This window comes from Mesorhizobium sp. M0833, from assembly GCF_040319905.1.
Classification (GTDB): Bacteria; Pseudomonadota; Alphaproteobacteria; order Rhizobiales; family Rhizobiaceae; genus Mesorhizobium.
In genome coordinates this window covers 1-11527 of record NZ_JAMYOQ010000063.1, presented here as the reverse complement: position 1 = coordinate 11527, position 11527 = coordinate 1, and the positions used below count along the sequence as shown (strand labels likewise).

Here is an 11527-nt window from a genome sequence, read left to right as displayed (position 1 = left end):
ACAGAGTTGTTGGTCAGCAACCCCACTCTGCCAGAGCGCAGGTCGCTATCCACCACCCGTCATGGGATCTTCCTGCTCCACGTGTTGCCAAAGGGATTCCACCGCATCCGGCATTGCGGCCTGCTTGCCGGCTCTGCTCGCAAGGCCAGCCTCGCGCTTGCGCGTGAACTCCTGAACGTCGCCGCACCGGCCGACGATGACACCACGGACGAACCGGACAACTTCCGCCCGCCATGCCCCTGCTGCGGCGGACGCATGATCGTGATCGAGGTGTTCGAGCGATGGAGGCAGCCGCGCGGACCGCCACACGGTTCCCCGTCGACCGGGAGCAGCACGCCATGACCCGGCATGGAATGGTTCAGCCTTCAGCTGCAGGCACTCAGCCTCCGGCAACGGATCGACGCACGTCTATGGTGATCATCGACACCGACAGAGCCGCGCCCAGCCGCCCACCGTCCCGACAATACCGCGCGGAGGCGCAGCGAAGCGGTCTGTCCGCAGTCACCCCAGAGCTTCCCGACGGCGGTCGCGCCATCGCCGACATCTGCCGAAATCCGAAATCCCCATAGCCATCGCCTGTGGCCCGCGGGTTCCTTCCTCGGGGACTTTCGTACGCCTGCCGGCGCCCGAAACTCTTCACGGATGCGGACTGGCAGCTTTTCATCAGCGGATGGTCCAAAGCCTGACATTCAAATCGGTGCATACTGAAAGCGATTAGTGACGCGGGGAAAGGATGCTGCTGCACGCTTGAACTCCGGCTTCCAACCGAAACTACTTCGTTGGCACTCCCGCGGCCACCAGGTCGGCCACCTGTCGATCAATCACTGCAGGATTGATATGGAACGTCATATCGCGCCACCGCGTGGCCTTGAGCCACGGCTGCATGGCAAGCGCGTTGAGGACTTCACTGCGTGCATCGACAGTTTTTCCAAGATGGACATCGTTGATGGCACGTAGCAGCGGAACAGTGATCAGGAAGTCTGACGCCTTCGTGATCAGGGCAGCAGATTCGGCGTACTTTTCGATATCCGTCAGGGCATTCGCCTTCATCACGAGATAATAGTCGGCGAAGTTTGGATCGTTCCTGAGCCCGTATTCTGCTCGATCAATGGCCTTGTCTGTCAGGCCACTGAAGCGGGCTGCCGATGAAAGGTCGCCGATCAGAAACGCATCTCCCGGCGAAAGCGCGATCACCTCGTCGGCCCTACGCAGAGACAGATCGAAGTTGCCCTCATGAGCGCTGACGTAGACGGATGACCACAAACAGCTTTTCCGTGCGTCAGGCCCAAGGTTAGCCCGCGGAAGAATCTTTGCTTCCAGTTCAGACGCCATGCGCCAATGCTCTTCAGGCTTATCGTCAAAAGCGAGGTTAGCCGCCAAGACGTGATCCCAGGCCAGTCCGCACGATAACAGCGACGAATCGGGAAATTTGGCCAAGCCCTCAAGAATTATGTTCGTCGCCTTCACCAAGCTCTCGGGCGTAAACTGCCCAAAGAAGAAATTGGACCGAAGGAAGAAGTCGTACTCTTCAAGATCCGGTGTGTCCTTTTCCCAGACCTTCTTGTATTCGATGTCGTACATTTTTCCGCGCTGGCCACCAAGCGTGCCAATGATGCGTTCGATCGCCTCGTCCTCAATCGCAAGGGGATTGCTTCCAGAGCGATCGAACTTTTCCGCCCAGAGATTTTCGCCTGTGCGCGCGTCGATCAGCTGTGCGGTGATGCGCACCCGGTCCGTCTCCTTCCAGACACTGCCCTCGATCACGTAGGCCACGTTCAACTCTTGGCCGATCCGGCGGACATCGGTTGGCTTGTCCTTGTAGACGAAGCTAGAACTACGCGAGAGCACCTTGAGTTCGGTGACGCCTGCCAGCATCGAGATCAAATTGTCTGTCATGCCGTCGCTAAAATAATCTAGCGTCGTGTCGCCGCTCATGTTCTTGAACGGCAAAACCGCCACGGTCGGGATGCCACCTTGGCCTATCTCGCGCTTTGTTCCATAGAACTGCCACCACGCCAGGACCGCTGTGACTGTTAAGACCAGCACTAGGAAGGTCGCCACGACTGGCAGCCATGAGCGGCTGCGGCTCGCGCGCATGAGCTTGGCCTTGCCGTCGGTCGTGACACGGTATGCCTCAACCGGCTCCGCGATGTTCTTGACCTTCTGCTGGCCCATCGACTGAAAGCCGAAAGCCAGCTTCTTCTCAACCTCGCGCGCGACCTTCGCAGACACCCAGATACCGCCAGGCTCAGCAAGTTGTTCGAGGCGCGCCGCGATATTTACGCCCTCGCCAAACCGATCGTCACCCTCGACAATCACCTCGCCAAGATTGACGCCGATGCGCACTTCCACGCGCTGCTCTTTCGGCAACGAGGTGTTTCGCTCGGCCAGCCCACGTTGCAACGAAACCGCACATTCCATCGCCTCGACGACCGAAGAAAACTCCGCCAGCAGACCGTCGCCCATCAGCTTGAAGATAGTGCCATGATGACGTGCTACTGTCGGCTCGAAAAGTTCCTTATGACCGGCGCGCACCCGTTCATGCGTACCCGCCTCGTCACGCTCCATCATGGCAGAATATCCGACGACGTCAGCAGCAAGGATGGCGGCGAGCTTGCGGTCCATTGCGGAGCACTCTGTCGGCAGCCAACCTCGGAGGCGAGGTGGCAAACCCTCCCGGGTTCCGATCAATTTCGCCTATTAGTACCTTACCCGCAAGCGGCTGCCGGTTGTGGACTTGATTGGGCCGTAGAACGTAGATGAGGTAGTCGCGGAAGCGGTGGCTACGTGGCGGCGATGTTCGAACCGCGGCTGGCTGTCCCCCATAGGATGAAGAACGGGCTCACGATTGACACCGGGCCGAGGCATCGAACAGTATATCGGTTTCGACGTATCCGTGGAAATAGACGACAATTTCGATCGTCGCAAAAGGATGTGGGCAAGTGCGCGTGCCACCCGCAACTGCTCGCGGCGCTGATCCGCAAGCGCGCACCCGATGTCCGGCGAGTGGTATTCGGGACGGGGCCGCTGCTGGTGTGGTTCTACCACGCGCTGAAGGCAGAGGAACTGCCGGCGATTTGTATCGATGCGCGGCATGCCATGGCCGCACTCGATATGGCCGCAGACGCCGATCAGTTGCTTCAAATAGTATACAACATCCAGAGTTGCCCCAACCCAATCAAGACGAGAAGACCTACCGTCAGCGCAGCGAACAAATCTATTGGGATCTCGGCGACGTACCTCGCGTGGTGGGTTCCCAGTTTCGCCTCGGCATAGTCTTGGTTGATTGCCTTGATTTCCTGGAGAATTGACCTTCCTGCGAGAGAGCCAAAACAGGATATGTTGAAAACGGACAAGGCTAGCGCCAGCTTTGCTGAAGCTGGCGCTGTGTGAGCGAAGCTGAATATCAAAAATACGTTCACAGCCGTGACCGCGAACGCTATGCCCATTACCGTCATATAGTGCCCAAGCCGAGCATTCGACAATGCGACTTGCTGGTCTCTATTGAGGTTTTCGTGGTCGGCATTTGCAATCATACCAAATGTCCTCCGATCAACCGCCAGCATCTGGGTTCATGGTACTCCTATTGTCACGACCTGCAACGCACAGCAGATAAATAAAAGGCGCGCGGCGTGAGTTGCTAAGCTGGCGTCACACGCGATCGTAGTGAGACTACCTCTACCGCAGCGCCGCCCGGGCTTGATGGGGCATCATTGTCGTCCGAATCAAAGGATGCGCTATGGGTCAGATTCTACATGGGAGCGCCACGAACGAGCCTTAATGTCCGAGTCGGCGGAAAGGGGCGGCCTGCCGTCATCCTGCTACACGGCGTTTTCAACTTTCGTGTCCCCGAAATGGAGCGGCTCGTTGCCGGGCGCGAGCGCATCTGAGCTTGCGGCATAGAATCATGGCGCGGAGAAGCTCTCGTCGGTCTTTTCGTATCGAGCGGCGACACGCCTGAATCGCTTGAGGCCGCAGAAGAAGTTCTCGGCGAGATGGTGCCACTTGTACATGTTGAAGTCGCAGGGGACGGGCTGTTTTCGGTCGGCTTTCGAAGGAATGAATGCAACGCGGCGTGGGCTGACAATCGGCGCATGATTTTGGACCAAATGCGTCGCGGGCCCAGTCGGCCATGGCTCCGTCCCGCCCATCGCAGCGAGGAGAATGACGCTAACTCTGATAGCGTCGTAGGTGCCTTTCATTTCCCCGAGTCGGAGTTCCATATATCCCGGTAGAGCTTCCAGGTGCGGTCCTGGCCTTTCTTCCAGACCACCACATATTTCCCAGTCGCATCGACCAGCTTCGAATCCTTGCCGGGTGCCTTGAGAGAGAAACTCCCTGACTCGAACGCAAAATCTCCGCTTTCTTGGACATCAAGCGTCGTAAGCGTGAGCCCCGATATGCCCATATCCATCGCGCCCTGCCATAGCTTCTGGATATTCTGGCGGCCGTCGACACGCGCCATATCCGGCGGGAATGCGGCCGCGTCATCCGCGTACTTCGACGCAACTCCGGCCGCGTCCTTGCTGTTATAAGCCTTCACGAACTCGGCATTAGCGGCTTCGATGGCTTCCTTCGCAGACTGGGCCTGGGCAGAACCCATGCACAGTGACGTGAAAACGACGGCTAGCAGACAGTGCTTAAAAGTCATTTCATCCTCCCGCGTTCCGGTTTCTGGATACCAGTTCCTCCAAAGTGGAGATCAATCGCGCGAATGGTCGTGGGCCGCACTTTATATTAATTTAACTTGTCCTAATATGCCATCTGAATGCAGGCTACCCATCAGTAAAAATTCGGGACTGGGGGCATCATTCACTGATAGGATAACGCACGGCCAAAGGGGCATTGCTCATCGCGAGAGACGCGACCCGGCTTAGTGTTTGCGATATAGTGGTCGGGCAAAGCCTCCACCGCCTGGGAGGTAGGCACGTGGATGTTCGGGCATGGCTGGTGAGCCTCGGCCTCGGCGCGTATGCCGACGCCTTCGGTAGCCACGACATCGATGAAGAGGTGCTTCCAAGCCTGACCGCCGACGATCTGACGGCGCTCGGGATCACGTCGATTGGGCATCGGCGTAAGTTGCTCAGCGGCATTGCGGCCCTGGCCGAAGATCAGATCCGGCCCACCACGGCTCGGCCGCCGCCTCCACCCTCGGAGTCTCGCGCAGAGCGGCGGCAACTCACTGTTATGTTCGTCGACCTCGTCGGCTCGACGGCGCTGGCGACACGGCTGGATCCCGAGGACGTGCGTGAGATCATCGGAGCGTACCATCGCTGCGCGGCCGATACGGTCGGGCGCTTCGGCGGCTTTGTCGCCAAATATATGGGCGACGGAGTCCTGGTGTATTTCGGCTACCCGCAAGCGCACGAGAACGCCGCCGAGCAGGCGGTGCGCGCGGGCCTTGCTCTCGTCGATGCCGTCAGGCGACTCCCACAGCCCGAGCCATTGCGGGTTCGTATCGGCATCGGCACCGGACAGGTCGTCGTTGGCGATCTGATCACTGCCGGCGAAGGCCAAGAGCGCGGCGTCGTGGGCGAGACGCCGAATCTCGCCGCCCGCCTGCAAGCTCTTGCCGAACCCGACGCGGTCGTGATCGGGCCGCAAACGCGGCAGCTGCTCGGCGATCTTTTCGAGTATCGCGATCTTGGTGCCGTCGAGGTGAAAGGCTTTCAGGAGCCGATCCATCCCTATCGAGTGGTTCGCGAGAGCGCCGTCGAAAGCCGGTTCGAGGCGCTGCATGGGACGACGCCCACGCCGCTGGTCGGGCGTGAGGAGGAGGTCGACTTGCTGCAGCGCCACTGGCATCGCGCGAAAGGTGGTGAAGGTCGCGTAGTGCTGCTCTCAGGCGAGCCCGGAATCGGAAAGTCGCGCCTCACCGTCACCTTGCAGGAGCGGATCCAGAACGAGCCACACACCCGCTTGCGCTATTTCTGTTCGCCGCACCATCAAGACAGCGCGCTCCACCCGACCATTGCGCAGCTAGAACGTGCCGCCGGGCTGGAGCGCGACGACCCGCCTGAGAGGAAGCTGGATAAGCTTGCGGGCCTGCTTGCTCCGGCTTCGCCGCAGGACGGGGCGCTGCTGGCCGAGCTGCTGTCGTTGCCGACCGAAGGCCGCTTCCCGCCTCTCCAACTGACGCCCCAGCGCAAGAAAGAGAAGACCTTCGATGCGCTGCTCCGGCAGCTCGAAGACCTAGCGCGACAAGGTCCGGTGCTGATGCTCTTTGAGGATGTGCACTGGATCGACCCCAGCTCGCGCGAGCTGCTCGACCTGGTCATCGAGCGGGTGCCGCGCCTGCCAGTGCTGCTTCTCCTCACGTTTCGCCCCGAGTTTCAACCGCCGTGGATCGGGCACCCGCACGTCACGCTTCTGGTCCTCAATCGGCTCGACCGTCGTGAAGGCGCCGCGCTGGTCCAGCGGGTCGTCGGCACCGGAGAGCTGCCGAGCGACGTTGTCGCGGAGATCATCGAGCGCACTGATGGAGTGCCACTGTTCGTCGAGGAGCTGACCAAGGCGGTGTTGGAGGGCAACGCCAGGACAGTGCTCTCAAGAGCTGCTGCGACGGCGTTGAACGTGCCCGCCACGCTGCATGCCTCGTTGATGGCGCGGCTCGATCGCCTCGGCGCAACCGTTAAGGAGGTCGCACAGGTCGGCGGGGTTCTCGGTCGGGAGTTCTCCTACGAATTGCTGGCAGCGGTCGCACAGCGAAATGCCGCTGATCTAAATGGCGCCCTGGATCAACTCGTCGGCGCCGGGCTGGTGTTCTGCCGCGGGACGCGGCCACTGGCCACTTACCTCTTCAAGCATGCGCTCGTTCAGGACGCAGCGTATGGCACGCTGCTGCGCGCTAAGCGCCAGGAGCTACATAAGCGTGTCGCGGATGTGTTGGAGAAAAAGTGGACCGAAATCACTGAAGCGCAACCCGAGCTCCTCGCCCACCACCTTCAGGAAGCTGGGGATTGGGCAGGCGCGCTCGATCACTGGCAAAAGGCGGGAAAGGCCGCCGTGGCCAGAGCTGCCACTCGGGAAGCCGTGTCGCACTTTGCCAGCGCTATCGACTGCAGCAGGAGACTTGGCGATGTCTCCGGCGGCGCCGAACGGATGACACATCTCCACCTTGCGATGGCCAATGCCTTGATGCAGGCTGAAGGGTATCGTTCTGAGCGCCTTGGGAAGACGCTTGAGGATGCGCGACTTGCCGCCACCAACACCGCATCGGTCCAATTGCAATGTGACGTTGCGCTTTCACTCGCTGCGTTTTTTTATGCCACTGGGCGCAATCACGATTACCTGACCCTGGCCGAAGAGCAGCTCGCAAACTGTGCCGATCTTCTTCCGACGGCCCATCTGAGTGGTCTTTGGGCTACCAAGGGGATGGCTCACTACAACCGGGGAGAACAACCGCAGGCAGCGGAAGCTTTGCGGAATGCCTTAGATTTGATTGATCGTGTTGACCCAAGTCGGGGTATCTTGTTCGCCGGTGCGGATCAACCCCGTGTCTCTGCCCAGGAATATCTCAGCGAATCGCTGATCATATTGGGTCACTTTGATGCTGCCGTCGAAGAGAAAGAGCGCTTAATCCGAAATTTTGACCAGGTCGATAAGCCCTTCGAACTCGCGTGGCATCTTCTCGGGCATTGCGAATTGTGCGCGCTACTCGGCCAATACAAGGAATTACTCGATAACGCTACGAAGATCGTCGAGATTTGCGAAAGTCATGGCTACACGGCGCGTCGAAGCAGCGGCATCAGGTGGCGTGGTCATGCCCGCTCGCATCTAGGCGAACTGGATGCCGGCATCGATGACGTCCGGGAGAGTTTGGTTCTTTGGCGTGGGCGCGGCGTCGTATTTCATACCCCTGAGAAAGCATGCGAACTTTGTGATCTTCTCCTGCGGGCGGGTCGCATCGAAGACGCATCGCAAATGCTTGATGATGTTGATACCCTCGTTTTCGATACGGACGAGGCGAGCTATCTGGCAGAATGTATCCGCCTTCGGGGCCAGATTGCCGCGGATAGGGGTGACCTCACGGGTGCCGCGCACCTATTCGAAACAGCAATTGCCACCGCCCGTCGTCAGCAAGCGAGGCTTTTCGAGCTTCGCGCCACAAGGCAACTGGCACCAGTTCTGGCACGGCAAGGTCGTGTCCATGAAGCCGCGACGCGTCTGCAAGCGGTGGTCCACACATTTGACACTAAGTATCCAATCGTCGACCTCATCGCGGCACAAAGGGCGCTGGACGCCCTGAGCCGTTGAGGTCGGGCTTACCGACTGGATGTTTCGCCAGCAGCATCGGCGAGCAGGCCGGCACCACCCAATCGGTGAACAGTTCGGTGTAGTGCTCGAAGTCACGATATTTGGTACCGTAGGAAATACGGAAGTCGACCTGTTCGGCGCCCAGCCGGGGCTCTGTCTCGGCGCCCACCAGCCGCACAGTCGCTCCGGGATGGTCGATCTGCCAATCCAGGAGCTGCGGGCCGATCCATTTGCTGGCCAGCGACGGCAGGCAGGAGATCGTCAAAGTGTCCGCGGACCGGGCCCGTTCGATGACATCTTGAGCCTCGCGAACAGGTCACGTCTATTCATAGGTTGCTAAAGAAATTGGTCCCTAGGGTCAAAACCCAATCAGCCCCCCAGCGAGAACTTGTCCGCTCGGCTCTCAAGAAGGTGCATGTGCCCGGCGAGAAATGCCTGACGGCTTTCGCCTGTTCGGTTATCTCCAGGATGGTCAGGCTGCCGACTTCATTTGAGGTCCTCGTTGCCGGCCTGATCGAGTCCGGACCCTAGGAGGCTCCTGGAGTGGATCAAAGCGCTCCAGTAATAAAATCGGAAGCTGCTTAAGTCGGTAAACATCTACTTCGATTCAATAACCCCGTTCGAGGTCGATTTTATTGGACAGAGGCTCTCCTCTTGCAACTTGACCGCAGAGATCGGCGACCTGGTCGATTCCAGAATCCACCCAGAAGCTCGCGACATGAGGTGTGATGGTCACCCTGGGATAAGTCCACAACGGTGATGAAGCGTCCAGCGGTTCACGCTCAAACACGTCAAGACAAGCACCAGAAAGCTGACCTTCGTCGAGCGCGCGGATCAGGTCGGCTTCGTTGACATGCGCGCCCCTGCCGACATTCACAAGATAGGCACCTGCCTTCATTTGTCCAAAGGCACTGGAGTTTAGTATCCCACGAGTGTCACCAGTCAGGGGAAGTGAACAGATAACGTAGTCCCGATTTGTGAGTGCGTCCGCAAGCTGGGCGCGGCCAAAGTAACTGTGTATACCAGGAAGCGTCTTTTGATGACGAGACCAGACTGCTGTGTCGTAGCCAAAGTCCGTAAACAGCTTTGCGGCCCAGCCACCGATCCGGCCCGCACCCAGCACAACAATTCTTGTCTCGGAGATCTTCCGCGGCGCGATCGGATTCCACAACTTACGGGCTTGTAGACTCATGTAATCCGCAACATGCCGTTGCTGGCAGAGAACGCGAAGGACGATGTACTGCACCACTTCCGAAGCCTGCTCACGCGTTGCGAGCCTGATGAGCGGAACACTCTTGGGAAAGCTCTGAAGATCAATACCCTCGACACCGGCTCCCAAATAGACGACGGCGCTTAGCCCCGTCATGGCATCAAAAAAGCCAGGACTGGCGCCTTTGTCGATCAGCACAATATCTATGTCACTTTTGTTCCCGGCGTCTGGCCAAAGCCTGAACTCCAGCTGCGGCACACGGGTTTTCAGCTCAGCAGCCCATACTTGTGCATCAATGTAGCCAGGATACTCATTGACCATCAGAACGGTAATGGGCTTGCCGAACACTTCGCCCCTCCCAGATTCAGGCAATCAGGCATCCACCAGATGACCGCTCTGTTGAGACTGAGTTTTGCGCAAACTGGCACCAGTTGCAAGAACCGACTCCGGCACAAGGGCGCGTTGGTGCGCCGGCTCCGGTCTATCCAGGCTTAGATATTCGGTTTGGTCTCTGCGCGAAGAACCTCGATGACCATCGACGAGTTCGCAGAAGTGCGCGCTAGGCGCAAGGAAATCGAGGAGCAATACTCTCTTGTCTTAGTCGAGGTCGACCCGGCCTGGTGATTCTTGCGACAGCGATCGCCGGGCTGGCCGGATGGCTGTGGGACACGCGCAAGCACTATCGACGACTTGAGGCCGGAAAGCGGGACGGCCTTACCCACGACATGCGTTCCTTAGGAGATGCCCACGAACATCGGGCAAAGCCGAGAGCGGTGTCCCTCGCCTTATTCGTCCCTCCAAACCACACGCCGCTCCCATCTGATCTCGACCAGGCGTCGGAAACGGATGGTCTCCAGTTCCTGCCCGACGGGGTGGAACAGCTCGGCTCGCATCGATTGCTTGCGGCCGCATTTTTCGCAACGGACCTTTGCCCGCACTTGGTCGATGGTGACGTTGCCAATCACCTCCCGCAATTCCAGCGGCTTATAGAAACGCTTGATGTTGCAGAGGCCACAGCTAAGGCGGGCAATCTGCCCCGCGTTGTGGGCATGCATCAACGTCCATGGCGCGCCTCTCGGCCATTTTTCGGGTTGTTCTGGCATCCCTAGAGATGAGGAACATATTCCTCTCGGGTCAAGAGGCCTTCGACTCTATCGTTCTCTTTTTGTTCACTATGGGCAAAATGGAGAATGCAATGAAATCGATCACTGTCACTGCGGCCGAGCAGCCCGAAATCTACGCAACGGTGAGGCGTGAACGGCCTGCCATACATCGCTCCGTCATCAAGATGGCAAAGCAAATGCGCGGCCTGTCTGATGTCAGTCAGAAACAGGCGATCGCTGAACTTCCGGCCACTTGGATTCTAGCGATCTACCCGGAAAGCTTGGAGCTGGCATTATCGCTGTCAGACGCGATGCGCGAGCAGACTGATATCTATTTGAGGGAAAGCAAAAAGAAGCCCGCCGTCTCACATTGATGCATTGCGCAGCCGAGGTCCGTCGCCGGCCAAAATCGATCGGGAATGGCCTTATCAGGTCGAGCTGCCCGATGATCTATGCACGGGACACAGCTTCTCGCTGATCCGCGATTTTTTCGAAGAGCGGGGGCTGGTCCCAATCAAAAGGCAGGTGCAGGCGATATGGCCGGATCAGACATATGAGAACTGGCGGCTGTACTGCTTCGCCGACCAGGCGTCTGCACAGGCGTTCCTTGACCACTTCGGAGGCATCATGTTCGATCCTAAGCGTGATCGGGAAAACGGCAAGGCACGCGGTGTCTGGCGCCGGACTGGCGAATACAAGAGAACTCTCGATCTCGCGCCGCTGAGCGTTCCCCAGGCCCTGCGTAACTGAGGCGACGACATGTGTAACCTCTACAATATCACCACCAGCCAGGAGGCGATCCGCCAATGGACCGGAGCCTTGCGCGATCTCCTGGGCAACCTTGAGCCGTCGATCGACATCTGTCCCAACCAGTTCGGCCCGGTCGTCCGCAATGCTCAGGACGGGACGCGCGAGCTTGCCAAGCTGCGTTGGGGAATGCCGACGCCCTTGGAGCGCG

At 59.0% G+C, this 11527-nt stretch carries 11 protein-coding genes and 1 pseudogene; 6 read left to right on the top strand and 6 right to left on the bottom strand.

Annotated features, from left to right (window positions below; translation table 11 throughout):
- The coding region (locus tag NKH98_RS32350; RefSeq protein ID WP_352904246.1) for a transposase at positions 1–342 on the top strand (342 nt) is incomplete at its 5' end.
- Between the two features lie 429 nt (positions 343–771).
- Here the strand turns inward: NKH98_RS32350 and NKH98_RS32345 are convergent.
- A complete protein-coding gene (locus NKH98_RS32345; RefSeq protein ID WP_352904245.1) occupies positions 772–2625 on the bottom strand; it encodes an adenylate/guanylate cyclase domain-containing protein in 1854 nt (617 codons plus the stop codon).
- A 241-nt stretch (positions 2626–2866) separates the two neighbouring features.
- On the opposite strand from NKH98_RS32345, the pseudogene NKH98_RS32340 reads away from it, so the two are divergent.
- A pseudogene (locus NKH98_RS32340) lies at positions 2867–3147 on the top strand (IS110 family transposase); the annotation flags it as partial.
- Here the strand turns inward: NKH98_RS32340 and NKH98_RS32335 are convergent.
- Positions 3141–3536, bottom strand: a complete 396-nt coding sequence (locus NKH98_RS32335) for a hypothetical protein (protein WP_352904247.1) — start codon at positions 3534–3536, stop codon at positions 3141–3143. The pseudogene NKH98_RS32340 and the gene NKH98_RS32335 overlap by 7 nt on opposite strands.
- A gap of 662 nt (positions 3537–4198) precedes the next feature.
- On the bottom strand, positions 4199–4651 hold the full coding sequence (locus NKH98_RS32325; RefSeq protein ID WP_352904244.1) for a YybH family protein: 453 nt from the start codon (positions 4649–4651) through the stop codon (positions 4199–4201).
- Positions 4652–4929: 278 nt separating this feature from the next.
- Here NKH98_RS32325 and NKH98_RS32320 point away from each other — a divergent pair, with 278 nt between their 5' ends.
- Positions 4930–8256 (top strand): AAA family ATPase, encoded by a 3327-nt coding sequence (locus NKH98_RS32320; RefSeq protein ID WP_352904243.1) that lies wholly within the window; start codon positions 4930–4932, stop codon positions 8254–8256.
- Here the strand turns inward: NKH98_RS32320 and NKH98_RS32315 are convergent.
- The 3 genes from NKH98_RS32315 to NKH98_RS32305 form a co-directional block, all read right to left on the bottom strand.
- Entirely contained in the window at positions 8216–8521 is a 306-nt protein-coding gene (locus tag NKH98_RS32315) for a type 2 periplasmic-binding domain-containing protein (protein WP_352904242.1), read from the bottom strand. The genes NKH98_RS32320 and NKH98_RS32315 overlap by 41 nt on opposite strands.
- Before the next feature lie 342 nt (positions 8522–8863).
- Positions 8864–9814: a 2-hydroxyacid dehydrogenase gene (locus tag NKH98_RS32310; protein ID WP_352904241.1), complete on the bottom strand. Its 951-nt coding sequence runs from the start codon at positions 9812–9814 to the stop codon at positions 8864–8866.
- A gap of 437 nt (positions 9815–10251) precedes the next feature.
- Positions 10252–10521, bottom strand: coding sequence for a hypothetical protein (locus NKH98_RS32305; RefSeq protein ID WP_352904240.1), 270 nt, complete (start codon positions 10519–10521; stop codon positions 10252–10254).
- Between the two features lie 140 nt (positions 10522–10661).
- Here NKH98_RS32305 and NKH98_RS32300 point away from each other — a divergent pair, with 140 nt between their 5' ends.
- From NKH98_RS32300 to NKH98_RS32290, 3 genes are all read left to right on the top strand, one after another.
- On the top strand, positions 10662–10943 hold the full coding sequence (locus tag NKH98_RS32300) for a hypothetical protein (protein ID WP_352904239.1): 282 nt from the start codon (positions 10662–10664) through the stop codon (positions 10941–10943).
- Between the two features lie 4 nt (positions 10944–10947).
- On the top strand, positions 10948–11319 hold the full coding sequence (locus NKH98_RS32295; protein ID WP_352904238.1) for a hypothetical protein: 372 nt from the start codon (positions 10948–10950) through the stop codon (positions 11317–11319).
- A gap of 9 nt (positions 11320–11328) precedes the next feature.
- Positions 11329–11527: SOS response-associated peptidase family protein (locus tag NKH98_RS32290; RefSeq protein ID WP_352904237.1), on the top strand; the 199-nt coding region annotated here is incomplete at its 3' end.

Coding starts and splice junctions, on each gene's coding strand:
- NKH98_RS32325 (WP_352904244.1), bottom strand. CDS start 4,651: ATGACTTTTAAGCACTGTCTGCTAGCCGTCGTTTTCACGTCACTGTGC.
- NKH98_RS32300 (WP_352904239.1), top strand. CDS start 10,662: ATGAAATCGATCACTGTCACTGCGGCCGAGCAGCCCGAAATCTACGCA.
- NKH98_RS32345 (WP_352904245.1), bottom strand. CDS start 2,625: ATGGACCGCAAGCTCGCCGCCATCCTTGCTGCTGACGTCGTCGGATAT.
- NKH98_RS32335 (WP_352904247.1), bottom strand. CDS start 3,536: ATGATTGCAAATGCCGACCACGAAAACCTCAATAGAGACCAGCAAGTC.
- NKH98_RS32305 (WP_352904240.1), bottom strand. CDS start 10,521: ATGCATGCCCACAACGCGGGGCAGATTGCCCGCCTTAGCTGTGGCCTC.